The sequence below is a fragment of the Kordiimonas sp. SCSIO 12610 genome (genome assembly GCF_024398015.1).
Classification (GTDB): Bacteria; Pseudomonadota; Alphaproteobacteria; order Sphingomonadales; family Kordiimonadaceae; genus CANLMI01.
Map to the genome: position 1 here is coordinate 3,468,864 of NZ_CP073747.1, position 26,306 is coordinate 3,495,169.

Below are 26,306 nucleotides of genomic sequence, written 5' to 3' on the forward strand. Positions count from 1 at the left end.
TCAGGAATTCTATCAACAATCAACAACTGTCGCCGCGATAGGAACAGTCACCGCGAGCCCACCTTCCGCTGTTTCTTTATATTTTGTTTGCATATCACGCCCAGTGATCCGCATGGTGCGAATAACCTTATCCAGCGAGACAAAATGATTACCGTCACCTCGAAGCGACAATCGTGCCGCATTAATCGCCTTAACGGACGCCATTGCATTACGTTCAATACATGGAACCTGAACGAGGCCACCAATTGGATCACAGGTAAGACCAAGATTATGTTCCATCCCAATTTCTGCTGCATTCTCAACTTGCTCAGCGGTACCGCCGAGAACCTCTGTCAAACCGGCTGCCGCCATTGAGCACGCACTTCCAACCTCACCCTGGCACCCGACCTCTGCACCAGAAATCGACGCATTTTCTTTGAATAAAATACCAACGGCACCCGCCGTCAGCAAAAATCTGACGATACCATCATCATTGGCGCCTGGGCAAAACCTGACATAATAATGCAGAACAGCCGGTACAATGCCAGCCGCGCCGTTGGTTGGTGCTGTTACAACACGCCCACCAACAGCATTTTCCTCATTAACGGCCAGTGCATATAAATTAACCCAGTCAATAATCGTCAACGGATCAGTTAATGCAGTTTCGGGTCTTGAGGCCAACTGTTCGTACATATCGGCGGCTCTACGCTTAATTTTAAGCCCCGGCATATTGCCTTTCTGGCTACATCCGCGCTTTACGCAGGCTTCCATCACCTGCCAAATTTCCAGAAGGTTTTTGCGCGTTTCTTCTTCATCTCTGAACGCACTTTCATTCGCCAACATAATGTCGCTTATCGATTTACCTGATGTTTTACAATGCGCCAACAATTCGGCCCCACTTTTAAAGGGATAGGGCTGACTAATCGGGTCCACATCATCAAAGCTATCAGCCTCGGCTTCTTCCTCGGAAACGACAAAACCGCCACCAATCGAATAAGAGATCGTTCGACAAACGATATGACCATCTTTATCAAATGCCTTGAACTCCATCCCGTTGGGATGAAAAGGGAGGCGTTCCCGAGGAACTAACAGAAGGTCTGTATCCTCGTTAAAATCTATTTCAAGTCTTCTACCGAGAGTGATCCTGTTGCCCTCCCGGACACTAAGAACCATCTCATCAATTTTGTCGACATCAACAGTTTTCGGGCTTTCCCCCATTAGTCCGAGTATAATAGCCTTGTCAGACCCGTGACCTCGTCCCGTCGCACCTAACGATCCGTACAGTTTGGATTCAACACGCCTAATTTGCATCAGCTTGCCTTCTTGATCCAACTGTTCAACAAATTGCTTGGCCGCTCTCATTGGCCCGACAGTATGCGAGCTTGAAGGTCCAACCCCAATATTGAATAAATCTAAGACACTAATGGTCAACGCAGCCTCTCCAAATTATCGTGCTAAATCTGAATAATTTTTAGAAAAAATATCATTTGAAACTATTCGGAATAATACACTTCCGCAACGTAAATCGATACTGATCGCCCAAGTATTTTTATTGGCAACAAACGTTATGGATGCAGCCAATAGAACTGGATTGAGTCGCGTATTAACTGATTCTCTTAACTTTTCAGCAAGCCCCAGTTAACGGAATTCCTGATCAACAGACCTTAAAAACAACCCATCAACTGGCCCAAATCACGTAATTCATCACTTTTTTCACCTATATACCCTTAAAAACCGTGTTAAATAAAAGGCTTAACTTGACGCACGCTATGTCCTTTGGCACGTTTGTAAGAACAGGGGCCGTGGTATGATCCCATAAGTTGACAGACATAGATGCCTTGCCCGGAGGGAGAATGAATATGATCAAATCTGAATTGATCAATAAGATTGCTGAAGATAATCCTCATCTATTCCACAGAGATGTGGAACGCATTGTCTCTAAAATATTTGATGAAATCACCGATGCACTCTCTCGTGGTGATCGGGTAGAGCTAAGGGGCTTTGGCGCTTTTTCCATCAAAAGCCGACCAGCCAGAGTTGGACGAAACCCCAGAACCGGCGAAAAAGTTGAAGTTGCGGAAAAACGTGTTCCTTATTTCAAAACAGGAAAAGACTTGCGCGAAAAGCTGAACAACTAGAAAAGCAGCACGTTATAATCCCGAAATTTGCTGTTATCGTGAGTCAGCCCTTACGAAACAACAGCAGTAGAATACACACATGATTGCAGACATCGTAAAATTCTTCCGCTTTCTTTTTTGGCTTTCTCTTGCGGTTATTTTGGTTATTTTCTCAGTTAATAACCGCCATGATGCCGATCTATCATTTGATCCATTGTTTTCAAATCTACCTCCAATACCAGTATATATGGTTTTATTTGCCGGTATATTCATTGGCATCACCATAACGGGGTTATCATTGAACTGGTTGCGCCTAAAGGGCTTTACAAAACGGCGACAAGCTGAACGAGCCGCATCAACACTAGAAGATCAGGTATCTACGCTCTCGGAAGACTTACACAATAGCAAAGCCAAGCTTGCCCATGAAAACACCGGCGAGAATGTATCAATTTAATATCCTCTGATCATATAGTATCTTCTGATCATCTAATTGCATTTTGACGACTTAAAACGAGGTTGCTACATACAGCACCAGATATGAAATCGGAGACTAGTATGCTACAATCTCATGAGCGAATTTTCTGTGCACTCGATACCACTGATGTTAGCGAAGCTGTCCAGTTATCAAAAAACCTGAAAGGGTACGTGGGCGGTGTTAAACTTGGCCTCGAATTTTTCATGGCAAACGGCGCTGACGGTTTTAAACAAGTAGCCGATACCGAAATCCCGATTTTTCTGGATCTTAAATTCCACGACATTCCAAACACTGTCGCTGGTGCAATTCGAGCGGTTGCGCCCCTAGCGCCTAAAATTCTTACTATTCATACTCAAGGCGGATCGGAAATGATGCGCCGCGCTCAGGAAACCGCGATAGAAGAGGCAGACAAACATGGTTTGGAAAAACCATGGGTCGTGGGTGTCACTATTCTAACAAGCTTAGATGAAAATGACATAGGCGCAACGGGCATCGAAGGGGCTGTACCCACCGCGGTTGAGCGGCTCGCAAAACTTGCGAGCACAAATTCGCTCGATGGGGTTGTTTGTAGCCCTATGGAGATAACCCTGCTCCGCGAAACTATTTCAGAAGATTTCAAATTAGTCGTTCCAGGTATTCGGCCAGCGGGAAGCGCCGTGGGTGACCAGAAGCGTGTTTTAACACCAAAAGAAGCCGTTGATAACGGTGCAGACATACTGGTTATCGGAAGGCCAATAACCCAAGCACCTGACCCAATTAAAGCAGCACAAAAGATAGCTGAGGGCCTTGCATAAACTTTAAAGTGCCTAATTTCTGGAATTGTATCGCAGTTTCAGGCCTTCTTCATTATACTTGTTATTTGAAAATCAGTTAAGAGTTTCCAAACCTATATTGCTATCCGGCTCGGCTCTATGACACGGATAGCCGACAACAATGTACGGGGGCCTCATGAAACTTATTGCTTTCTCGATTCTCATTTCAGTAACGCTATTCGCAAGTTCACATAGTCAAGCTGTTGCGCAGGATAATGAGCGAAAGGTAACATTACTGTTTACCAACGATGTTGAAAGTGCATACGACCCTATCCCAGCTTTTTGGCTGGACAATATCGATCGGATCGGCGGCATCGCCGAAATGACGACGCTAATCGATAGTATCAGAAATCAGCCTAGCCCCACTTTTTTGTTTGATGCCGGGGATATCTTTACAGGCTCGCTAGCGAAAAGAACCGAAGGTGCACTGGCTTTTGATCTCATGAGATTAATGCAATATGACGCTTTAGGTATCGGCAATCACGAGTTTGAGTATGGCGTCGATATTTTAGCCTGGCAAAAAAACCGCGCCCCATTTCCGGTTCTTGGTGCTAACATGTTTTATAAGGGCACCAATCATCCGTTTGCACAAGCCCATACCATCATTGAACGGGACGGAATCCGTATTGGTGTGATCGGCATCATGGGCCGTGACGCGGTCTCTGCTATTATTCCTTCTTTCATTGCACCGCTTGATGTAACTGATGAAGCAGAAGCAGTTCAAAAATCTGTTGATGCAATCAGGGGTGATGTGGACCTGATTGTGCTCCTGACCCATCAGGGGAAAACCGCGCCTATGCAAACTGATGCAGAATCAGACCCCCGCCTTCAACGCGATATTGATGCTGATATTCGGCTCGCTGGTGCTGTCAAAGGGGTCGATATCCTGTTTGCAGGGCATGCAGACGCGGGCACGCCGAAGCCTGTCGTTCACTCAGATACCGGTACAATCATTATGCAAACATATGGGCAAGGTACCCATCTGGGCTTCTTGGAAATAGAGCTTGATACGACCGCCGGGAAAATCATCAAATATGATGGTAAGCTAATCCCAGTGGACGCAGACAAATACAAGCCCGACCCCAAAATTCATGCGTTGCTTGAGAAAACACGCGCAGAACACGCCGACCTTTTCGAGCAAATTGGTTCGACCACACATTATATGAGCAGGCGATATATCGAAGAATCAGATGTGGGCAATCTGTTTGCCGATCAAATACGCCGTGTTGCCAAATCTGATATTGCTTTTGTTCATGCAGGCAGCCTTCGAAAAGATATTCCCAAGGGAAACTTAACGTTGGCCGATATTCTGGATGTTTATCCATTTGTCGACGATGTGTTGGTGCTTGAATTAACAGGAACACAACTAACGGAAATTATAAGGCAGTCCCTAACATTCGAACGTGGCCTTTTACAGATTTCTGGCTTCGAAATTATCTACGACTCGTCCAAAGCGATTGAAGATCGTTTGGTGTCAATTCGGTATCAGGGAAAAGATATTAGACCGAATGATACCTTCTCAGCTGCGGCCCCCGGTTTTTTGGCGGAAGGTGGTGATCTTTATACAACCTTTGCAGATATTGAAAAAACCGCGAACGCAGGAAAAGTGTCAGAAATATTGCTGGAGTTTTTCAAAGCGACTGGACCGGTTTCTGCGCCTTCAAAAGGCCGGCAGAAAGATAGATCAGCTTCCTAACTATCCTTACAAAAAGCCTTATGAGGATAGTCAATATCTCATAAGGCTTAAATGGATATTTTAATGGATTCTGCTAACGCTAAACCCTGCTTGTTTCAATAAGTCAATAACAGACTTATCCCCGGACAAATGGCCAGCCCCTACAGCAATCATAAAGTTACCCGGTTCATTAATGATCGTTTTGACATCGTTAATCCAGTTGGCATTGCGTTCATAAAGAAGCTTATCCGCCAACATTGGAGCATCGATGAGTTCTTCATTCATCAAAGCGCCGAGTTTTTCCGCCTCGCCCGTAATCCACAGCGTCGTCATTTCATTCATAACATTTGCAGCATCATCTGCTTCGGATAATGCGTCACGCAAAAACTGTATTTGGTCTTCTTCGCTTAAAGACGCAAAAACAGATATTTGAAACTCTGCTGTCTCGAGGCCAAGGATAGGCTTGCCTTCTGCCTGTGCCAATCCTGTTAAAACAGACTCGACACCAGCATTATCATCATAACCAATTTTAATATATTGCAGGGCCGTGTAGGTTAATCCAGCAAACCAAGGCCTGAAACGATCAAGTGCCTCAGCAGGTACAGGGAATTGAGCCAATCCTTCAACCAGCGCATTAAAGTCCTGCTCACCAATTTTTTCACGTAAGGTCTCGCCAGCTGGAAGAAGGCCATATTTTGGCACTAAACTTTGCATGACCTGATCTGAACTTTGTTCAGGCGAAAGCTCTAAATACAATTTATCAGCGTCACTTAAAGCCTTCGTTATATCTTCATTCATCCAGACTGTGCCTGGCTTCAAAAGATGCACAGTACCCATGATATTAACCGTTGTATCCTCATCCTTCACCTGCCACATGGCAACCTGACCATCGGCCAAGGATGGCAAAGATATAAGGGCCAGCAATGAAAGGCCCGAGATTAGCTTTTTGAGCATGGAATTCCCCTAAATTCTATTGCCTACTATGCAGTACGCACACTTTACGTAGTGTTCGGCACTGATAGTATCAAGTGATCGTCGATGAATAACGATAAAACAGAGCTAAATATACAAATCATAATGATCACATATCCCATAGATTCTTCCCTTGCTTTCTAAGCCATTCCTCGCTATAAGCCGCGTTCCATCGGATGATCCGGCTGATTTAAGGGCTGCCGTGATTATTCAGAATCAACACTCTTTACTGAATGTGAGGAATGAAAATGCCCAAGATGAAAACAAAATCTGGCGCGAAAAAGCGTTTCAGCTTGACTGCCAAAGGCAAGGTACGTGCAAGCCAGGCTGGTAAACAGCACGGCATGATCAAACGGACCAACAAGCAAATCCGTAACCAACGTGGTACAACGATCCTGAACGATTGTGACGCCAATATCGTTAAGAAATTCCTGCCATACGGCTAAGGCCCGGCACGCAATCAAGGTTTAGGAGACAAGAAACATGGCACGCGTTAAACGGGGCGTCACATCGCACGCTCGTCACAAGAAGGTCATCGAGGAAGCTAAAGGCTACCGTGGCCGCCGTAAAAATACCATCAAAGTTGCTCGTCAGGCTGTAGAAAAAGCAGGCCAGTATGCATACCGTGACCGTAAGGCACGCAAGCGTACTTTCCGTGCTCTATGGATTCAGCGTATTAACGCTGGTGCACGCGCACTTGGATTACCTTATGGTCAATTTATGCACGGCCTTAAACTCGCCGGCATCGAGCTTGACCGTAAAGTCCTCAGCGATATCGCAATTAACGAACCACAAGCTTTTGAAGCGCTCGTTGCTCAGGCAAAGACCGCTCTCGCTAAATAATAGGTTCACCAAGGGATAACACCCTGGTAAAATTGCTATGAACGTTAAAGAGGGGTCTGGCCGCTGGCTAGGCCCCTTTTTGCTTGCGTAAAACGTTAAAATGCAAGACACCAATATACAGAAATTTAATCCATATTCATCAAGCGCGTTGGAACATCATGCAGCAAGATATTGAGAATTTAAAAAACGAGATCACCGCCGCTATTGCAGCTTCAGACTCTCTCGATTCCCTTGAAGAAATCAGAATTTCATCACTAGGGAAAAAAGGTAGCGTTTCCGGCCTTATGAAAGGCCTGGGTGGTATGTCGCCCGAAGAGCGCAAGGAAATGGGGCCAATATTAAATGCCCTTAAAACTGATATTGCGAATGAAATCGGTGCTCGAAAAAACACACTAGAAGCCGCAGCCCTTGAAGCGCGCCTGCTCGAAGAAACTATCGATGTAACATTGCCCCCGCGCGAACGTCCTCTTGGGAGCATCCATCCGATCAGTCAGGTTATGGATGAAATCGCAGAAATATTTTCAGGGCTAGGCTTTGCTGTTGCCGAGGGACCAGATCTTGAAACTGACTTTTATAACTTCACGGCCCTTAATATCCCTGAAGAACATCCTGCGCGTCAGATGCATGATACTTTCTATTTAAAGCCTGATGAAAATGGTGAGCGTAAGGTGCTTCGCACGCATACAAGCCCTGTGCAGATCAGAACCATGATCAATCAGGAGCCGCCAATTCGTATCATCGCCCCTGGCCGCACATACCGATCAGACTCGGACGCCACCCACACGCCAATGTTCCATCAGGTCGAAGGTTTGGTGATCGATAAGGATACGCATCTTGGTCACCTTAAAGGTACACTCGAAGCGTTTCTGAAAGCATTTTTTGAGGTTGATGCGGTGACGCTGCGCCTTCGTCCAAGTTATTTCCCGTTCACCGAACCGTCAATGGAAGTAGACGTTCAGTGTAGTTTCGAAGGTGGTACCGTTAAGATCGGTGACGGCAATGATTGGCTCGAGGTTCTCGGTTCCGGAATGGTTCACCGCAAGGTTTTAGAGGCCTGCGACCTTGACCCTAACGTCTATCAGGGGTTTGCCTTTGGCTGCGGTATTGACCGCCTCGCCATGCTCAAGTATGGCATGAATGACCTGCGTGCATTCTTTGACAGCGACTTAAGGTGGCTTCGTCATTATGGATTTTCTGCACTCAATCTCCCAACACTTGCAGGAGGGTTAAGCTAATGAAATTTACACTTGGTTGGCTTAAAGACTATCTGGAAACAGAGGCAAGCCTGGACACGATCCTTGATACCCTGAACGCAATCGGCCTTGAGGTCGAGGATGTTGTTAACCCCGCTGACAAGCTTGGTGCCTTCACCATTGCAGAAGTGGTTGATGCTGTTAAGCACCCTGACGCTGACAAATTGAAGGTATGTACTGTTAATACAGGCAGCGAGACCATCACTGTTGTTTGCGGTGCACCAAACGCGCGCAAAGGCATGCGGGCTGTCCTTGGTCGCCCAGGTGATTATGTTCCCGGCCTTGACGTAACGCTAGCGCTTAGGAAAGTGCGCGGCGTCGAGTCGAACGGAATGATGTGTTCTGCCGCGGAGCTTGAACTCGGCGAAGACCATGATGGCATTCTGGACCTTGATGAAAGCGCTCCAGTTGGTGAAAGCTATATCGATTGGGCGGGCCTCAATGACCCAATGATTGAAATTGCAATCACGCCGAACAGGCAAGACTGCCTAGGCGTTTATGGTATCGCACGCGATCTTGCGGCCGCCGGCCTTGGCAAACTGAAAGCCATCAAAGCACCGGAAATTACCAATGATGGCGCGAGTGATATTGTCGCAGAAATCAACCTGCCAGATGACGCTTCAAATGCATGTTCACATTTTATTGGACGCAAGTTCACTGGTGTGACAAACGGCGAAAGCCCGGATTGGTTGAAGGCACGCCTGAAAGCTGTTGGTCAGAAGCCAATTTCTGCACTCGTTGACGTAACAAACTATATCTCGATCGATCTTGGTCGCCCCCTTCACGTATATGATGCCCAAAAACTTCAGGGTAATCTGCAAGCCCGGCTTGCGGGTGAAGGCGAAAAATTCACCGCTCTGGATGATAATGAATATACTTGCAAAGGCGGCGAAACCATTATCGCCGACAATACAGGCCCACAAGGGTTTGGCGGTGTCATTGGTGGTTTAGATAGCGGCTGCACGGAAACAACAACCGACGTTATTTTGGAAGTTGCTTATTTTGATCCTGTTCGCACTGCGATGACAGGCCGGCAGCATAATATCATCACTGATGCCCGGTATCGTTTTGAACGCGGCGTAGACCCAGATTTTCTATATGATGGCCTTGCGATCGCGAGCCAGATGATCCTTGATCATTGTGGCGGCACCGCAAGCGATATGTTTGAAGCGGGCGCTACACCAACATGGGAAAAATCCGTTTCTTTCCGCCCTGAGCGCACTAAAACGCTGGGAGGGCTGGATATCGATGCTGCAACATCAGCATCCATTCTTGAGAAACTTGGGTTTGGCGTTACTGATGGTTCGCCAATGACTATTACAGTTCCAAGCTGGCGCCGTGATGTTGATGGTGAAGCTGATATTGTCGAGGAAATTCTACGAATTCATGGATACGACAATATCCCATCGGTACAGCTGCCTGTTATTAATCACAAAGCAGGCACGACATTAAACCTTGAGCAAAAGCGTGCCCGCGCTATCAAGCGCCGTCTTGCAAGCGAAGGCCTTTCTGAGGCCGTGACATGGTCATTCATGCGCCAAAGTGATGCAGCACTATTCGCAGATAACTCAGAAAAGCTTGTCGTAGACAATCCAATTTCTACTGAATTGGATTACATGCGCCCAAGTATCCTTGCTAATCTTTTGCAAGCGGCACAGCGTAACCATGATCGCGGCTCTGAGAATATTCAGCTTTTTGAAGTTGGTCCTGTTTACCTGGACGACACAGAGAAAGGCCAGCTCTTAGTCGCTACGGGCATCAGAACAGGAAAGTCAGCGCAGCGCCACTGGGATACAAATATTGAACCCGTTTCCGTATTTGACGCCAAAGCTGATGCGGTAGCAGCGCTTGAAGCGATTGGTGCACCGGTTGGTAACCTACAGATATTTGCAGAAGCGCCAGCATATTTCCATCCTGGCCGCTCAGGCACATTAAGGCTTGGCCCGAAAAACATCCTGGCCAATTTCGGCGAGTTACATCCAAGCGTCCTTAAAGGCCTTGACGTTGATGGCCCTGCTGTAGGCTTTGAAGTCTTTATTGGTAAAGTCCCGGCACCAAAGAAGTCAGGTGCTGCAAAGGGGGCCCTTCATGTATCCAATCTTCAATCGGCAACACGGGACTTTGCGTTTCTTGTGGATAAATCAGTCGCTGCCGGCACGCTACTGAAGGCTATAAAAGGTGCTGATAAAAACACGATTACAAATGTTAGCATCTTTGATGTGTATGAAGGCAAAGGTGTCCCTGAAGGCCAGAAATCATTAGCATTATCAGTAACGCTGGAGCCATCCGGCGAAACCTTTACGGATCAGGCTATTGAAAACATTGCCAACAAAATTTGTGCCGCCGCCGAAAAATCCACCGGTGCGGTGCTAAGAAGTTGAGGCTTCACTATAAAAAATGCGAATCGGGGCTTGATATTGGCCCCGTTCCTCTTTCATACTACATATGAGAGGGTTCTATAAGTGGGGGAATTCAGAACTGTAAGGCGCACATGTGCTGATATTACAATTGTGATCAAAATTATATATGTCTTCGTCAGATGAAAAAAAGGTTAAGCTACCTTGGAAACTGCGTTTGAAAGCGTGGTGGGAAGGGTATGACCCTGAAGAACTGAGATTGCGCCTGTTAGCGCAAGCCGGAGACGATGAAACCCAAAGCGCGCCAGCCCCTGAAAAGACAGAATTTGAAACACGTGATGTCGAACCTAGCGATGCTCCAGAAGAAGAAATGGGTTGGAGCGAGGATGCTGTCAACATCGCTCAATACATATGGGGTGAAGGATATTGCGGACCAGGTGGTCCTGAATATATCGTCGCTCTTTCCAAGCTATTAGCTTTAAGCCCAGAAATGTCCATGCTCCAGATAGGGGCAAGCCTTGGCGGCCCTGCCCGTGTGCTCGCTGACGAGTTTGGTGTCTGGATGACTGGGTATGAAGAATCCCCGATCCTCGTAGACAAAGCACAAGAGCTATCCAAGATGGCAGGGCTGGAACGCAAAGCAGTAATCACACAATATAATCCAGAAGAAATAGAAGAATTTGAGCGCAAATTTGACCGTGCACTTGCAAAAGAGGCCCTTTTCACTATCGAAAATAAGGCAAAAATGATTGCTGCCATCGAAGACAAGCTGAAACCCGGAGGCCTTATCCTCATTACAGACTATGTCATCAGTTCCGAAGCCGTTGTCGCAAGCGACAGCTACAAGGAATGGAAAATTGGCGAACGCACCACACCATATCCTGTTCTTGCTGATGACCTGAAGGCCATTCTAAAGAAAAATCATCTGCAAGTTCGTGTCTCCGAAGATATCAGCCCTCAGTATATTGAGATGATCAATCAGGCATGGGCGGGCGCAGACCAAGTTGCAGCAAAACTAGCAAAACAAGATGATGGAACGAAGCAAATCCAAACATTGATGCGCGAAGCTGAGTTTTGGGCCCGACGTAAGAAAATGCTGGAAAGCGGCGAATTACAGCTACTTAGAATTGTTGCAAATAAAAAGGCTGGTGGTCCAGGCGGCATGTCCGATTGGTAGGGCTGCACAAAAGTAATATTATTTTTATCACACAAGAACACACTTGATGTTCAGCGTAACTATACTAAAAATCAAATAATATCTTTAATACGTGGGGACGGATAATGAGCAACGATGTAATCATCGCGGTAAAAGACAGCGCTGAAAATAATACTTTTAACACTAGCGAACAGTATAAAACACGCTACGAGCAATCCATAAAAAACCCTGAAGGTTTTTGGCGTGAAGAAGCCAAACGCATCGATTGGATTAAAGATTTTTCTATTGTTAAAAACACCAATTTTACAGGTGATGTTTCCATTAAGTGGTTCGAGGACGGAACCCTCAATGCTTCAGTAAACTGTATAGACCGACATCTACCAAAACGCGCAAACGAAGTTGCTATTATCTGGGAGGGCGATGATCCCGCGGATAGTCAAGCTATTACCTATGCCGAACTACACCAAGAAGTTTGCATTATGGCAAACATCCTTAAGTCACGGGGTGTTAAGAAAGGCGATCGTGTCACAATTTATATGCCAATGATCCCTGAAGCCACCTACGCGATGCTCGCTTGTGCGCGCATTGGCGCTGTTCATTCAGTGGTATTCGGGGGGGTTTCACCTGATGCGCTTGCTGGACGTATCCTTGATTGTGCTTCAACCTGTGTCATTACGGCTGACGAAGGAGTAAGAGGCGGAAAAACAGTACCGCTGAAAGCAAACACTGATACCGCCTTAGAGCAATGCCCAGATGTTGATACTGTTCTGGTGATCAAGCGCACAGGTGGTGCAATTAACTGGCATCAGAACCGTGATATTTGGTACCACGAAGCTGGCCAAGCGGTTGACAATGACTGTCCACCTGAGGAGATGAATGCAGAGGACCCACTGTTTATTCTGTATACTTCTGGTTCTACAGGCAAACCAAAAGGGGTATTGCACACAACAGGTGGATACATGGTTTGGGCTTCCATGACCCATCAGTATGTATTTGATTATAAAGACGGCGAAATATACTGGTGTAGTGCCGACGTTGGTTGGGTTACAGGGCATACTTATATCGTATATGGACCGCTTGCAAACGGTGCCACAACACTTCTTTTTGAAGGTGTTCCTACATACCCGGATGGCGGTCGCTTCTGGGAAGTGTGTGCAAAACATAAAGTCAATATTTTCTACACAGCGCCAACTGCAATCCGCGCCCTTATGCGGCTAGGCGACGAACCCGTAAAAGCACATGACCGATCCTCAATCAGACTGCTTGGAACTGTAGGGGAACCAATAAACCCCGAAGCATGGCAATGGTATTATAAAACGGTAGGCGAAGAACGATGCCCTATTGTTGATACCTGGTGGCAAACAGAAACTGGCGGTGCGATGATCACACCAATGCCCGGGGCCACAGCACTGAAGCCAGGGGCTGCGACAAAACCAATGTACGGTGTTCAACCAGCATTGGTTGATGCTGATGGTAAGTTTCTTGAGGGCGCAACAAATGGAAACCTTGTGATCAAAGACAGTTGGCCCGGCCAGATGCGAACAGTATACGGCGATCATGACCGCTTCAAACAAACCTACTTCTCCACATATGAAGGGCTCTATTTCACGGGCGACGGCTGTCGCCGGGACGAGGATGGCTATTACTGGATAACAGGCCGCGTTGATGATGTTATCAACGTGTCTGGGCACCGTATGGGAACTGCTGAAGTCGAATCCGCATTGGTTGCCCATAACGGGGTCAGTGAAGCAGCAGTTGTTGGATACCCTCATGATATCAAAGGCCAAGGGATCTATGCATTTGTAACCCCTCCAGAAGGCGTGGAAGCAAACGAAGCGCTTAGAGCGGATCTGGTGAAGTGGGTCAGACAGGAAATCGGCCCCATCGCTACACCAGACCTTATTCAATTTGCCCCCGGACTACCCAAAACACGTTCTGGCAAAATAATGCGGCGTATCCTGAGAAAGATTGCCGAAAATGAATTCTCTAACCTCGGGGATACCTCAACACTTGCCGAACCCGCTGTTGTTGATGATCTAATCGAAAACAGAATGAACAGGGGCTAAAGTCAATAGAACCAAATAGGCCGGAGGCTGATATGAAAAAGCTTTATTTAATGCGGCACGCGAAATCTGATTGGGATGATTTCACCCTGGACGACCATGATCGTCCATTGAATGAGCGGGGCCGAAATAATGCTACTCAAATGGGACAATATATCGCCAAGAACGACATTCAAATTGATCTTATATATTGCTCTACAGCTGTTCGGACACGTGAAACTTTAAAGCTGCTGGTTCAACAAACTGACTTAAAGTGTCCAAAAGAATTTAGAGCTGATATTTACGAAGCTAGCTCGACAACTCTAATGAGTATCATTCAAAATTGCCCGGAAAAATATAAAAACATTATGCTTGTTGGCCATAACCCGGGAATGCATATTCTAGGACTAACATTAACAGCAGCACAAAAATCACTTCACAGACAACAACTCGAAAGACACTTGCCTACGGGTACGCTTCAAGACATCACGTTGAACGTCGATACCTTTAATGAGGCTGTTGAGGATTGCGGTGTTTTAAATAACCTTGTTCGCCCCAAAACACTCCCTCAAATTGGCTAATTACCCGGCAATTTAGACGTTTCATCGATTTTATAGTATACTGGGTTTTAGAAACATATAGACCACAATAAAAGCGAGGCGTGAGATGATAAAAATTTCTGTAATGTTATTAACTGCTGTTTTTCTAATCTCATTCGATTCCATCCAAAACCCCGCCTCAGCTCAGGCCGTTTATGAACTAAAATTCAATTCTCCTCAGCTTTTACAAAAAGGGCAACAGCTTTTAAAAGAAGGGGATACGGTAGGTGCACAAAGAGTGTATAAAAAGGTTTTGAAAAGTAACCTAACGACTTTCCAGACCGCCAGAGCACATAACGGACTATGTGTTGCCTTTATAATCGAGGAAGTATGGCAAACTGCGCTTGAGCATTGTGACAAAGCTATCCGCATATACCCCCAAAATTGGCGTTTCTACAACAACCGCGGGAATATTTTCCTGGAGACCGGGATGTTAAAACAGGCGATTTCGGAATATGAAAAAGGCCTCAAATTCTCGCCAAGGTCGAATATAATCAAAAACAATCTAGATATCGCACAAGCACGCCTAAGCGCTCAGTTAAACTCGGACAATCTTGAAAAACAAAAATCCACAACAAATATCTAGGATTATGAACAGCTTAGCTGAACTAAAGTTCAAGCAAACATTCTAAACCAGCCCTTTTTAAATTTCATTTAGAATGGTAAGAATGATTCTGTTGTACTTGGAGCGTATTGCATGCGGTTAATGCATTATATATCAATCTATTGCCTTATTGTGCTAGTCACGGCTTGTGATTTTGCACCCAAGGCTCCGTTGAAAGCAAATGCGCTAACGGGTACGCATGCAATCATTAAACGTGATAACACTGAAATCGTTCTAAAAATTGTCGATGTGAATGGCAAACTTGTTACCAAAGAATTGTTTATCAACGATCAGATTCGCTCAAGCCAAACTGATTACCGTGGATTATTTCGGTTAAGCGGCCAAGAATATGACAGGGATGGACAAGTTTTTAATTATGAAATCGACATGGATACTCAAGACATTGAGAAATTTTTTCCTCTGAAAGTTGGAAAAAAAGCAACTTTGCGGGGCAAAGCGCGAGTCATTGAAGCCAATAACAGCTTTAGCGTCTGGCTTAACGCTCAAGTCGTTAGCGAGCAAGTATTAAGTATTGGCGATCGAAATCACGATGTCTTTGTCATCAATATATTAGAGGAATTCGAGTCGTCCGAAGGCGTCCGTAGTCGAACCGAAACCATCTATTATGCACCTGAAGTCTCAATGGTTTTAAAGCGAGTATCCTATGCGAATGGCCAAGAAGTATATTGGAGAGTAACATCGCTTGAGTTACCTGGCGATAACCCAGCACGACCATCACGCCTGCAACAAAGGCGATCTGGGACAGTGATGATTTAACTATCACTCACTAACTATCGACCCGTCATCGTTAACTGAAAACGCAACTTTCCTCAGATACTCACCTTTGCATGGGCCCGCTATGCATTTACCATTTTTATATTCAAACTTTGCTCCATGCGTGCGGCAAAGCAAATAAGTATTATCCAGATCCATAAAACGATCATTAAAAAGGTTAAGCGGCGTACCAGCATGGGGACAACGATTGAGGTAAACCTCTATATCTTCATCTAGTTTCTGGACAAAAATACTCAGTCTGTGGCCCTCTTCATTTTGGAATTCTATTGATTTACCACCATGCGCTGGCAAATCATTTAAATGAGTCAAAACTGTTCCTGATGGAGGACCGCATATATCGTCCGCTAGGGCCATTGCTCGCGGTTGTTTTGACATTGATCAAGCCTTCACATACTCAGGATAATCTTCCACGCAGCTTCATCAATCGGCATGACTGACAATCGCGGTTGTTTAACCAGCGCAAGGTGATGAAGTCGGTCATTGGCCTTAATTGCTTTCAAAGCGATAGGTTGAACCGGCTTCACTGCTTTAAGATCAATCAAACAAAATTTGCCCGTCTGGTCATCCGGGTCAGGATAGGCTTCCCTAACCACCTCACAAACGCCTACAATCTCTCGTGCTTTACCAGAATGATAGAACAGTACCTGATCACCATTTTGCATTGAGCGCATATTTTTCTGCGCCTGAAAATTACGCACGCCGTCCCACGGTTCAAAATCAACAGAAAGCTGATCATCCCAAGACCAATCATCAGGTTCAGATTTTACAAGCCAATATCTCAACACTCTCTCCTGAAACTGCGCTATTCAGGCAGCCAAGCCCCCAGGCCAGCTTTCCATTCCATAATCTCTACACGTTCAAACAGACCTGCCGTATTATATGGGTCGTTTTCAGCAAATAGCTTCACGGCCATTTCGCTAGCGCCGTCAATGACAATTAAGCTACCAATTGGCTCCGGTGTTTCTCCCGCACTCATTAAAGGACCTGCGATTTTGACGCGCTCACCAGCATCTTGCAAATATGATAAATGGGCAGGGCGCGTTTCCATTCGGAGGTTTACTGAATTTGGCTTGTCATAACAAAGAACCATAAAGAGCATTTGTATTTCCTTTGACTATTCAAGAGTGATTGGCCGCGACAACAAATCATTCATCACTACTGTCACATCCATATCTTCCTTCAGGATTTTATAAACTGCAGCCGTGATTGGCATTTCAATACCTTTATCGATGGCAATCTGGTGAACAATTTCAACCGTATGTGCCCCTTCAGCCACCGATTTACGTCCACTCATAAGGCTTGAAAACGTCTGACCCTCACCTATCGCTTTTCCAAGCGACATGTTACGTGACTGCGTACTGGAACAAGTAAGGATTAAGTCTCCTAATCCGGACAAACCCATCATGGTTTCTTGGTCAGCACCGAAAACATCACCAAAACGCGCCATTTCAGCCAAACCACGTGTAATAACCGCCGCCCTTGCATTTTCGCCTAGATCAAGCCCTGAGACAATCCCTGTCGCAATCGCCAACACATTTTTAATCGCACCACCGATTTGCGCCCCTATAATATCATGACTTTGATATGGCCTGAAAGTTGGGGTCGCAATCGCACTCGCAATTTCGGATATGATCTTTTCATCGCTGCCAGCTAACGTTAAGGCACATGGTTGGCCGCGCGCCACTTCCACTGCAAATGTGGGGCCTGAGAGAACCGCAACAGGGTTTTCAGGAAATATTTCAGCCAAAACATCACTCAGAAGTTTCCCGGTCGAAATTTCAATGCCCTTCGAGCAAATAACAAGCCGTGTAGTATCTTGGATATGCTCTTTTAATGCTTCTGCCATAGAGCGCAAATGCTGTGCCGGGGTTACAAGAAGAATAATATCCGCGCCCTGAAACTCACCAAGGTCAGCAGTTGCCTTCAATGCCTCGGGTAATGCGGTGCCGGATAGAAACATGCTATTTTCATGATCGCTATTAATGCTCGCAACCACCTCAGCCTCACGGGCCCAGATAAAAGTTTCAAGCCCAGCACGAACCGATGCGCATGCAAGTGCAGTTCCCCAGGCACCACCTCCTAAAACACCAAGCTTCAAGGCTTTTCTCCTACATATTCAGTTCATCTTTTTGTATTCTAGCTGGTAAAATACAAAGCGCTATGCCTTTGCGCCTTTTTTTCCGCTTCCGCCCATGGGGTCAGCAAAACTGTCCAGCGGCCAACGTGGACGCGGTGACACCTCTATATCATTAATTGCCGGGTCGAGCATAAAGCGCTCCATTCCAGCCCATGCAATCATAGCACCATTATCCGTACATAGATTAAGCGGCGCTGCATAAAAACTAAACCCTCTGGACTCTACTAAATCCTGCAACTGTCCGCGCAAATACTTGTTTGCAGCAACACCACCCGCAACAACGAAGGGATAATCACCTTCAGGAACACGGCCCTTAAACATATCAATCGCATTGTCGAGGCGTGCACTGAGGCAATCACCAACTGTTTTTTGAAATGATGCACTTAAATCAGCTTGGTCAGTCGGTGTAATAGCACCATTGTCGCGAATGCAGTCTTCAGCAGCACGGCGGACAGCAGTTTTTAACCCCGAAAAGGAAAAATCACACCCCGGTTTGTTAACCAGTGGTTTTGGCAGTTTAAACCGCAATGGATCACCAGTCTGAGCCAATTTTTCAATTGCAGGGCCACCGGGGTAGCCCAGATTTAGGAGTTTGGCAGTTTTGTCAAAAGCTTCTCCAGCAGCATCATCAATGGTGCTACCCAGGCGCTCATAATCTCCGACGCCCTTCACCATCAAGATCTGGCAGTGCCCGCCTGATACCAATAAAAGTAAATAAGGAAATGAAATCTCTTCCACCAGTCGCGCCGTTAGGGCGTGGCCTTCTAGATGATTGACTGAAATGAAAGGCTTACCGGCCGCAAGCGCCATAGCCTTTGCTGTCATCACGCCAACCATTAAACCTCCAACCAGACCAGGGCCTGTTGTTGCAGCAATTGCATCCAGATCAGAAACATCAAGGTTTGCATCTGCTAAGGCACCTTCAATCAATGTATCCAAATGCTGAATATGTTGCCGCGCCGCAATTTCAGGAACAACTCCGCCATATTCAGCATGATCATCGATTTGACTTAGGATACGATGTGACAAAATTTCCTTATTTGAAGACACAATAGCCACAGCCGTTTCATCACAGCTGGTCTCAATCCCTAAAACCTTAATCTTACGATCATTATTATTTATTTCTGAGGTCATTCAATAATGTCACTTTAATCATAGGCAGTTCGGTACGACTTACATATAGTACCAAACATTCCGGCAATCATTTGGAAATATATATAGTGTCGTCATCAATTTATTGGTAGTTGTTTTACTCAAACATTATGAAAACTTAACCCATTTGAGACAGTATGAGTATTAAAAGCATTAGGATCGGGACACGCGGTAGTCCACTTGCCTTAGCGCAAGCGAGTGACGTAAAGGCGCGGCTAATCAGCGCCCATGATGATCTATCTGATCAAGATATTGAAATTGTGGTCATTAAAACATCTGGGGACCGCATTCTCGATCGTCATTTAATGACAGCAGGTGGTAAGGGCTTGTTCACCAAAGAGATTGAAGAGGCTTTGATCGACGGTGATATCGACTGTGCCGTTCATTCCAGCAAAGATATGCCAACGACGCTACCTCAAGGGTTGATACTCTCGACATTCCTGCCTCGCGAAGATATTCGCGATGCCTTTATCAGCCCCGTTTCAGAGCGGCTAATGGATTTACCGGAAAACGCTATACTTGGGACCGCATCACTCCGAAGGCGCGCTCTTGCACTAAGAATGCGGCCTGACCTTCAAGTGGTAACTTTCAGAGGAAATGTTCAAACACGCCTAAAAAAACTGGCCGCTGGCGAGGCTAATGCCACGTTTCTGGCTGTAGCTGGTTTAAACCGATTGGGTATGCCGGAAACAATTACGGAATATCTTCCTCTCGATATGTTTCCTCCTGCACCTGCACAGGGCGCAGTAACGATAGAAATTCGCGAGGATGATGAGAATACACGATCCTTACTTACGCCGCTTCATTGCAGTAAAACAGCCTTGGAAGTCACAGCTGAACGGTCACTTTTAAAAGCTCTTGATGGCTCATGCCGAACGCCTATCGCGGGCTACGCAAAGCTTAGCGATGATAAAATAGACTTATATGCTTGCCTTCTGTCAATGGATGGCAAGGAAATATTCGAAGAAAAAGGATCAGCATCTGCTGATTTAGAAAACGCAGCTCAATTAGGCAACGAACTGGGGGAGAGTATTCGTAATTCAGCGGGGGAAGCTTTTTTCCAAACATTGAAAGAACAGATAGCTGCAGAATTTGAATGACCTCAGTGCTGCTCACAAGACCTGAGCATCTTGCTCAAACATCCATAACCAAGCTTGAAAAACTTGGTTATAAAGCACTGAATTGTCCATTGGTTGAAATTGTTCCCGTTAGGATCAAAGCGCCCATATCAGCACAAAATATTATCGTCACCAGCCAAAACGGTGTCGATCATGGGCTCATTCATATTAAAAATTATGAGCTCCCAATTTTTGCAGTTGGGGAAAAAACAGCAGAAAGAGCCAAGGAGTTAGGCTTCAAGAATATTTTCACCGGCAAAGGAAACGGTGAAGACTTAGCCAATCAAATCATAGAGGTTACTAAAAAATCCTCCAGGCCCGGAAGTTTTGTGCATTTGTGCGGATCGGAAATCGCCTTCGATATTTCGCAAGCACTAAACCAGGCTAAACTCGAAGCGTCTATCGTAAATGTATACAAAACCATAGCCCATTCCAACTTTCCTAGTGCTATAGAAAACGCTCTGAAAAACAATGAAATTGAAACTGTACTCTTTTATTCTGTACAAACAGCTACCATCTTTGAAAAGATTATAAACGGCCTTGGATATAAAAAACTGTTAGAGAAAATGACGGCTATTAGTTTATCAACTCGAATAAACAGTTATTTAGAAGGGGCGTGGCATACACGAAAAATAGCAGCGACCCCTAAGGAAAGCAGTCTATTTGAAATGCTTAAACGGTGATAACGTGACTGAAGACAGCAAGAAAAATCAAACCGAAATTAATCCCGATCAAAGTGACTTTGATGACACCATCATTGATGTTGAAGTTATTGAAACCAATGAGACTGACAATCAAAACACCGCTACACAAACGATTGCACAACAAAAGCCCCCAAGTCGCACGCCCTGGGGCTGGATCACTGCTTTAATGCTAGCAGCCTTCATTGGTGGCTTATTCTCTGCTCAATATGCGAAAGAAGGCCTTATCACTATTGGGCTTATGGAACCCACAGTTTCATCGAGTGCGGATAACAGCGCCGCAGATTTATCACAAATCGAAACAACCCTAACCGCGCTTTCAACTGACATTAAAACCCTACAAAACAATAATGCTCAGTATGAAAACACGCTTGAAGCAATATTGAATACACAAAATGCACTCGGACTAGATATCGCAGCATTGAAATCAAAACCTGAAGAGGCGGGAGTGGCGATTGATGGTGACGCTTTGGCATCAATCAAGCGGGACATTGAAACACTTTCAAATGACCTCACTCGGATAGCTAACATCAAAAATGATAACCAGCCCAGTGTTTCCCGCTTACAGAGCGCGGTCGCTGTTACCAATGCAGAAACGGATGCGCTAAAGCAAAAAATTATAGAGCTGGAAGCCGCATTAAATTCCGTAGCTTCAAATAATATCGAAGCTTCCCCGCAAGGGCGACTGGTCCTATTACTTTCGCGTATGAAAGACAAAGCCTCAACAGGCCTTTCTTTCAAGAATGATATCAATTCCTTAAGAGCGGATATTATCAATCTACCAGCCCTCGACCAACAAATTATCGGGGCTGAACTAGCGAAGCTTGAAGAAACAGACGGCCTGATTACCCCATTTGATACCTTACTGCGTTCGTTTGAACCGGTTGCACGCTCGATCATGCAAGCGCAGGAAAAAAGCGATGGGTCATTTCTAACGAGCTTATTTACCGTTAGACGAAGAAGTGCAGATGCAACTGGTATAGAAGGTATTTTATACAATGCGGAAACGCGGCTGGTTGCGCGTGATATTGAAGGGGCTATCGCCCTTCTTGAGGCGCTTGAAGGGCCAGCGAGAGAAACTGCACAAACATGGACATCAAACGCCAAAAGGCATGTCGATACAATTAACGCGCTTGATCGAATGTTGGTACGTATCTCAAATGTAAATATTATCACTGCAGGAGATCAGCAGTGATAAGAATTTTTGCATTCTTCCTGGTTGTTTTTGTGACTACATTCATAGCCGTTTGGCTTGCCGACAATCCAGGTGAGGTATCAATTGATTTCAGGTCCTATCGTATTAATACTAATTTTGCGGTTTTATTTGGCGCTATCCTCGCCCTAATCATAACATCTGCGGCTCTGGTGTGGTTAATTGGTTATCTTCGCAGAGAAACTCCAATTTTAGGAACAAATAGCTCGGTAAAACGCCAAGCCAGAGGATTAAAGCTTTTAAACCAATCACTTGTCGCTTTGTCAGCAGGCGATCATAAGCTTGCTCACAAACTGGTTAATCAGGCCGAGATACTTTTACCGCCCCAACCGATGGTTCATCTATTGGCTGCAGAAACCGCCAGCCGGTCCGGAAACCGGCAGGAAGCTGTTACTCGCTACAGACAATTAGAAAAAATGGAAGATGGTAAGCTGCTGGGGATTCGCGGACTATTAGGGGAAGCCCAGGAGAACGGCCAGCATAGTGAAGCCCTAAGGCTTTCAAGGCTTGCATTTGAAGAGAATCGCAAAAGTCCGTGGGTTTTAAAAACATTATTTGCCTTGGAAATAGGTGCAGGCAATTGGAACGAAGCAATATCAGCATTGGATAAAGTTGCAAAAGAAGGTCTGTTGGATAAGGAAACTGTATCACGGCACAAAGGGGCCATTGCTTATGCAACAGCAATGGAGCATAGCTTGCAGGGTGATGCCGCTGAGGCCCAAAAAGGCTTTAAGCAGGCGCTAAAATTACGTCCCAACTTTGCACCCGCAACCATTGGTCTGGCTCAGATCGAAATTAAAAATGGTAAGCAATCAAAAGCGGACAAATTAATCTTAGATGCATGGGAAAAGGCACCAAGACCATCATTATTAACCCTATTCAAAGATCTTGATCCGCATGAAAGCAAGGAAAGTTGGTTGAACAGGCTGCAAAAGTTAACCCAACGAAACCCAAAAAGTGAACTGTCCGTTCTTGCAATCGCATCAGCACAGTATGAGATTGGTAATATAACGACGGCCCGCGAAACAATCAGCAAAACCAAGACTGGCAAGCGTTCGGCAAAATCCGTCCAACTTGCCTTAAAGATCAGCAGGGCCGAAGGCAACTCTCCGAATAAACTAGAGCAAGAACTTGCGCATGCAACTGACCATGCAGTTTGGTCATGCGATGACTGCGGCAACACAGAAGAAAGCTGGTCACTCTTATGCCCGTCATGCAAAGGTTTCGACACTTTTTATTGGAATACTGACACTTTAAAACACACCCACTCATCCAAAAGCCAGAAACAAACCATCGCTCTTATGAGTAATGTATAAGTAATCGCGCGCTCTTTTTCAGTAATAGTAATCGTAGAATAAAAATCTTCTTGATCTATTCATAACTGACATTTATGGTCTCTCGCTCTAGGAAAATACGCGTATATAAAATACAAGTTCCATTCAGAAGATCTTAATATACGTACAGAATATTTTTTGATCATATTTCAATATGTTAGCATATTGATTTCAACGTCATGATCTAAAATTTATTACTTATTATTATGTTTTATGCGTCAAGAGTGGGGTCGGTATGGACGCGAAGAAATACATAAACTATTGGCATGAATTGCGCGGTGAAGAAACAGTACCACTTCGGGCAAATTTCAATCCAATGCATATGAAACAACTCTTGCCATATATGCTTGTTTTGGAATGCACCGAGGCCGGTCAACTCCAAAAACGGCTCACTGGAAGCTTTTTAGATAGTTTTGTAAAACTATACTATGCAGGGTCCGGTCAAATTGTGAATTGGCCCTTTAGCCTCAAACAACAAGCCGCATGGAAAAGTTTGCTAACAATTCTCCTAACCAAGAAATCGGCTGGCATTGTTTTTGAAGCTAATGTTATGACGAAAGAAACAGTTTTTGACACTATAAGTGGGGCGTTTTTACCCTTTATGTGTCAAGAAGATGAGAAACAATTAATTGGTGGAATTTGGCCGAGCAACAAAAACTCCAAGGCATACTCCACACTCGTCAAATCACCACTTTCAATAATAGAAACTAAATTATCTATTATTCCAGCACCAGACACCATAAACAAATACGACCTTAAGGGCGATACATTCGAATATTTCAAAATGCGAGACGATTTGATAGCTTTAGCATCTTAAACATGGAAGCTTTCGCCGCACCCACATCTGCCTTTTTCATTCGGATTTGAAAACTTAAATCCGGTTGAAAACATGGTGTCTTCCCAATCCATTTGCGTGCCAAGCAAGAACAAAAGCGATTTACGGTCAACAAAAACCTTAACACCTTTATCTTCTACCAGTTCATCCTCATTGGATGCTTCCTTGACGTAATCAACAGTATAGCCAAGACCAGAACAACCATGAGTCTCTGTTCCAAGTTTAATACCTATTGCTTCAGGATCTTTCGCAAGCAGCGCTTTAATATGCTCAGCAGCTTTGTCAGTAATTTGTATCGCTTTCATCACCTACACTCCTACAAAAGCCCAAGTTCAAGGCGAGCCTCATCAGACATACGAGCCATATCCCACGGTGGGTCCCACACAAGGCGAACCTCAGCACTTTTCGTGCCTTTAACTGAATTCACGCGCAATTCAACTTCACCGGGCATCGACTCCGCCACCGGACAGTGCGGTGTCGTCAAAGTCATAGTGACCAGAACATTCAGGTTATCATCAACCTCTACATCGTAAATCAACCCCAGTTCATAGATATTAACAGGAATTTCAGGATCATATATTTCCTTAAGAGCCCCGATAACCCTGTCTTCCAAAACTTCTTTTGAAATACCTTCACCATCGTCTGAAGGTTGCTCTGAAACCTTTGTTTCCTCAGCAGTATTTTCAGCAGTTTTCTTATAGAGAAACTTATTCAAAAAATAGCTGTTTTGCATCTGACCCAAAACCGGGCGATCCACATCCGCTTTCGGCAGGTTGTCTACCGGAAACGCCTCGTGATCTTCCATCATTCCATTTGAAGTTTGATGATTTTCTTCAGGCGCATTGAGATCAATAATATCTCGATCTTGATTATTTTCACTCATCCAAAAATATCCATTACTTTCTTTAAACCATCAACAAGGCGGTCAACATCAGCTCGATCATTATATATACCAAAACTTGCACGCACTGTGCCTGAAACCTCAAATCGGTCCATTATTGGCTGCGCACAGTGATGACCAACTCTTACGGCCACACCCTGACGATCAAGTATGGTCCCGACATCATGAGGGTGTGCACCATTCATAACAAAACTGATCAAAGCTGTTTTATCAGGAGCGGTTCCCAAAATTCGAAGGCTATTAAATTCACTTAAGCGTCTTGTTGCATATTGAAGCAAGTCAGCTTCATGAGCGGCAATTTTATCAAATCCAATCGCCTCAATATAATCAAGCGCCACAGCCATTGCGATACCACCGGCAATATTGGGGGTTCCTGCTTCGAACTTGTAAGGCAAATCATTGTAAGTCGTCCCGTCAAAGGAAACGGTAGAGATCATATCACCACCGCCATGCCAAGGGGGCATTGCATCCAGGAGAGTTTCTTTGCCGTAAACAACACCTATACCCGTTGGCCCATAGGCTTTGTGTGCCGAAAAGGTATAAAAATCTGCATTCAGATCCTGAACATCAATTTTCATATGAGGGGCAGCTTGACAACCATCGATCAGCGTTTTTGCACCAACACTATGTGCCTTTGCAATCATACTTTTCACAGGATTGATGGTTCCAATCGAGTTAGAGATATGCGCAATAGCGAGCAATTTGGTTTTATTGCTCAAGAGTTCATGAAAGGCGTCGATATCAAGCGACCCATCGTCCAAAACAGGAATAACCTTGATAACAGCACCCTTTTCTTGGGCCAACATTTGCCACGGAACAATATTTGAATGATGCTCCATCCAACTCAAGATAATCTCGTCGCCAGCTTCAATATTTTGCCTGCCCCATGTTTGTGCGACCAAGTTAATACCCTCGGTAGCACCGCGAACAAAGATACATTCCTTAGATGAATTGGCATTGATAAAGGTTTTTACCCGCTCACGAGTGCGCTCATAGGCCTCAGTGGCATCTTGGCTAAATTTATAGATGCCGCGGTGAATATTAGCATAATATCCTTCGTAAAGCCCCGTTTCAGCATCAATAACACATTTGGGTTTCTGCGCACTCGCCGCTGAATCGAGAAACGTTAAAGGCTTGCCATAAACAGTTTGCGAAAAAATAGGGAAATCAGCTCGAATTGCTGCCACATCTAGTGCATCCGATACATTTTTTTGTATGTTTTCCGCTACTTGCATC

Annotated in this window: 28 protein-coding genes; 18 read left to right on the forward strand and 10 right to left on the reverse strand. The window is 45.2% G+C overall.

The genetic code is table 11. The features are described 5' to 3' along the window. Window positions 1-12: 12 nt before the first annotated feature. Entirely contained in the window at window positions 13-1,410 is a 1,398-nt protein-coding gene (locus KFF44_RS16025; protein WP_255936054.1) for an L-serine ammonia-lyase, read from the reverse strand. A 428-nt stretch (window positions 1,411-1,838) separates the two neighbouring features. On the opposite strand from KFF44_RS16025, the gene KFF44_RS16030 reads away from it, so the two are divergent. The 4 genes from KFF44_RS16030 (at window position 1,839) to KFF44_RS16045 (ending at window position 5,079) form a co-directional block, all read left to right on the forward strand. Further along, window positions 1,839-2,117, forward strand: a complete 279-nt coding sequence (locus KFF44_RS16030) for an integration host factor subunit beta (RefSeq protein ID WP_255936055.1) — start codon at window positions 1,839-1,841, stop codon at window positions 2,115-2,117. Between the two features lie 79 nt (window positions 2,118-2,196). Then, window positions 2,197-2,550: a hypothetical protein gene (locus KFF44_RS16035; protein WP_255936056.1), complete on the forward strand. Its 354-nt coding sequence runs from the start codon at window positions 2,197-2,199 to the stop codon at window positions 2,548-2,550. Window positions 2,551-2,651: 101 nt separating this feature from the next. Then, window positions 2,652-3,365, forward strand: coding sequence for an orotidine-5'-phosphate decarboxylase (pyrF, locus tag KFF44_RS16040; RefSeq protein ID WP_255936057.1), 714 nt, complete (start codon window positions 2,652-2,654; stop codon window positions 3,363-3,365). Between the two features lie 154 nt (window positions 3,366-3,519). After that, window positions 3,520-5,079 carry a bifunctional UDP-sugar hydrolase/5'-nucleotidase gene (locus KFF44_RS16045; protein WP_255936058.1) on the forward strand — a complete coding sequence of 520 codons (1,560 nt, stop codon included), beginning with the start codon at window positions 3,520-3,522 and terminating at the stop codon, window positions 5,077-5,079. A gap of 60 nt (window positions 5,080-5,139) precedes the next feature. On the opposite strand, the gene KFF44_RS16050 is transcribed toward KFF44_RS16045, so the two are convergent. Further along, a complete protein-coding gene (locus tag KFF44_RS16050; RefSeq protein WP_255936059.1) occupies window positions 5,140-6,012 on the reverse strand; it encodes a TraB/GumN family protein in 873 nt (290 codons plus the stop codon). A 266-nt stretch (window positions 6,013-6,278) separates the two neighbouring features. On the opposite strand from KFF44_RS16050, the gene rpmI reads away from it, so the two are divergent. The 9 genes from rpmI to KFF44_RS16095 all read left to right on the forward strand — a co-directional run bounded on the left by rpmI (window position 6,279) and on the right by KFF44_RS16095 (window position 15,661). Next, on the forward strand, window positions 6,279-6,476 hold the full coding sequence (gene rpmI / locus KFF44_RS16055) for a 50S ribosomal protein L35 (protein WP_255936060.1): 198 nt from the start codon (window positions 6,279-6,281) through the stop codon (window positions 6,474-6,476). Between the two features lie 37 nt (window positions 6,477-6,513). Next, on the forward strand, window positions 6,514-6,873 hold the full coding sequence (gene rplT / locus KFF44_RS16060; protein ID WP_255936061.1) for a 50S ribosomal protein L20: 360 nt from the start codon (window positions 6,514-6,516) through the stop codon (window positions 6,871-6,873). A 158-nt stretch (window positions 6,874-7,031) separates the two neighbouring features. Further along, window positions 7,032-8,108, forward strand: a complete 1,077-nt coding sequence (pheS, locus tag KFF44_RS16065; protein ID WP_255936062.1) for a phenylalanine--tRNA ligase subunit alpha — start codon at window positions 7,032-7,034, stop codon at window positions 8,106-8,108. Further along, window positions 8,108-10,507: a phenylalanine--tRNA ligase subunit beta gene (gene pheT / locus KFF44_RS16070; protein WP_255936063.1), complete on the forward strand. Its 2,400-nt coding sequence runs from the start codon at window positions 8,108-8,110 to the stop codon at window positions 10,505-10,507. Before pheS ends, pheT begins: the two co-directional genes overlap by 1 nt. A gap of 145 nt (window positions 10,508-10,652) precedes the next feature. Continuing rightward, on the forward strand, window positions 10,653-11,660 hold the full coding sequence (locus KFF44_RS16075) for a methyltransferase domain-containing protein (RefSeq protein WP_255936064.1): 1,008 nt from the start codon (window positions 10,653-10,655) through the stop codon (window positions 11,658-11,660). A 104-nt stretch (window positions 11,661-11,764) separates the two neighbouring features. Next, complete coding sequence (gene acs, locus KFF44_RS16080; protein WP_255936065.1) at window positions 11,765-13,705, forward strand: acetate--CoA ligase; 1,941 nt, start codon at window positions 11,765-11,767, stop codon at window positions 13,703-13,705. A 32-nt stretch (window positions 13,706-13,737) separates the two neighbouring features. After that, on the forward strand, window positions 13,738-14,262 hold the full coding sequence (locus KFF44_RS16085) for a histidine phosphatase family protein (protein WP_255936066.1): 525 nt from the start codon (window positions 13,738-13,740) through the stop codon (window positions 14,260-14,262). Window positions 14,263-14,347: 85 nt separating this feature from the next. Then, window positions 14,348-14,866 carry a tetratricopeptide repeat protein gene (locus KFF44_RS16090; RefSeq protein ID WP_255936067.1) on the forward strand — a complete coding sequence of 173 codons (519 nt, stop codon included), beginning with the start codon at window positions 14,348-14,350 and terminating at the stop codon, window positions 14,864-14,866. 111 nt (window positions 14,867-14,977) lie between these two features. After that, the gene (locus KFF44_RS16095; RefSeq protein ID WP_255936068.1) at window positions 14,978-15,661 is read left to right on the forward strand and encodes a hypothetical protein; all 684 of its coding nucleotides are present in this window, start codon (window positions 14,978-14,980) and stop codon (window positions 15,659-15,661) included. A 3-nt stretch (window positions 15,662-15,664) separates the two neighbouring features. On the opposite strand, the gene KFF44_RS16100 is transcribed toward KFF44_RS16095, so the two are convergent. The 5 genes from KFF44_RS16100 to tsaD are packed head-to-tail and all read right to left on the reverse strand — an operon-like array spanning window position 15,665 to window position 18,917. Then, window positions 15,665-16,054 (reverse strand): Rieske 2Fe-2S domain-containing protein, encoded by a 390-nt coding sequence (locus KFF44_RS16100; RefSeq protein ID WP_255936069.1) that lies wholly within the window; start codon window positions 16,052-16,054, stop codon window positions 15,665-15,667. A gap of 11 nt (window positions 16,055-16,065) precedes the next feature. After that, window positions 16,066-16,461 carry an EVE domain-containing protein gene (locus KFF44_RS16105; protein WP_255936070.1) on the reverse strand — a complete coding sequence of 132 codons (396 nt, stop codon included), beginning with the start codon at window positions 16,459-16,461 and terminating at the stop codon, window positions 16,066-16,068. Between the two features lie 20 nt (window positions 16,462-16,481). After that, a complete protein-coding gene (locus KFF44_RS16110) occupies window positions 16,482-16,778 on the reverse strand; it encodes a YciI family protein (RefSeq protein ID WP_255936071.1) in 297 nt (98 codons plus the stop codon). 15 nt (window positions 16,779-16,793) lie between these two features. Continuing rightward, window positions 16,794-17,777: an NAD(P)H-dependent glycerol-3-phosphate dehydrogenase gene (locus KFF44_RS16115; protein ID WP_255936072.1), complete on the reverse strand. Its 984-nt coding sequence runs from the start codon at window positions 17,775-17,777 to the stop codon at window positions 16,794-16,796. A 60-nt stretch (window positions 17,778-17,837) separates the two neighbouring features. Beyond that, complete coding sequence (gene tsaD, locus KFF44_RS16120) at window positions 17,838-18,917, reverse strand: tRNA (adenosine(37)-N6)-threonylcarbamoyltransferase complex transferase subunit TsaD (RefSeq protein ID WP_370691179.1); 1,080 nt, start codon at window positions 18,915-18,917, stop codon at window positions 17,838-17,840. 188 nt (window positions 18,918-19,105) lie between these two features. Here tsaD and hemC point away from each other — a divergent pair, with 188 nt between their 5' ends. From hemC to KFF44_RS16145, 5 genes are all read left to right on the forward strand, one after another. Continuing rightward, complete coding sequence (hemC, locus tag KFF44_RS16125; RefSeq protein ID WP_255936074.1) at window positions 19,106-20,068, forward strand: hydroxymethylbilane synthase; 963 nt, start codon at window positions 19,106-19,108, stop codon at window positions 20,066-20,068. After that, entirely contained in the window at window positions 20,065-20,769 is a 705-nt protein-coding gene (locus KFF44_RS16130) for a uroporphyrinogen-III synthase (protein WP_255936075.1), read from the forward strand. Before hemC ends, KFF44_RS16130 begins: the two co-directional genes overlap by 4 nt. 4 nt (window positions 20,770-20,773) lie before the next feature. Continuing rightward, on the forward strand, window positions 20,774-21,982 hold the full coding sequence (locus KFF44_RS16135) for a COG4223 family protein (protein WP_255936076.1): 1,209 nt from the start codon (window positions 20,774-20,776) through the stop codon (window positions 21,980-21,982). Then, window positions 21,979-23,316, forward strand: coding sequence for a heme biosynthesis protein HemY (locus tag KFF44_RS16140; protein WP_255936077.1), 1,338 nt, complete (start codon window positions 21,979-21,981; stop codon window positions 23,314-23,316). The genes KFF44_RS16135 and KFF44_RS16140 overlap by 4 nt, the downstream gene beginning before the upstream one ends. Window positions 23,317-23,569: 253 nt before the next feature. Then, a complete protein-coding gene (locus KFF44_RS16145) occupies window positions 23,570-24,151 on the forward strand; it encodes a PAS domain-containing protein (protein WP_255936078.1) in 582 nt (193 codons plus the stop codon). Here KFF44_RS16145 and KFF44_RS16150 read toward each other — a convergent pair. From KFF44_RS16150 to KFF44_RS16160, 3 genes are all read right to left on the reverse strand, one after another. Continuing rightward, window positions 24,148-24,474 (reverse strand): iron-sulfur cluster assembly accessory protein, encoded by a 327-nt coding sequence (locus KFF44_RS16150; protein ID WP_255936079.1) that lies wholly within the window; start codon window positions 24,472-24,474, stop codon window positions 24,148-24,150. The two genes, KFF44_RS16145 and KFF44_RS16150, sit on opposite strands and share 4 nt — an antisense overlap. A gap of 11 nt (window positions 24,475-24,485) precedes the next feature. Then, window positions 24,486-24,977: an SUF system Fe-S cluster assembly protein gene (locus KFF44_RS16155; RefSeq protein ID WP_370691180.1), complete on the reverse strand. Its 492-nt coding sequence runs from the start codon at window positions 24,975-24,977 to the stop codon at window positions 24,486-24,488. A 71-nt stretch (window positions 24,978-25,048) separates the two neighbouring features. Continuing rightward, entirely contained in the window at window positions 25,049-26,305 is a 1,257-nt protein-coding gene (locus KFF44_RS16160) for a cysteine desulfurase (protein ID WP_255938853.1), read from the reverse strand. Window position 26,306 lies beyond the last annotated feature (1 nt).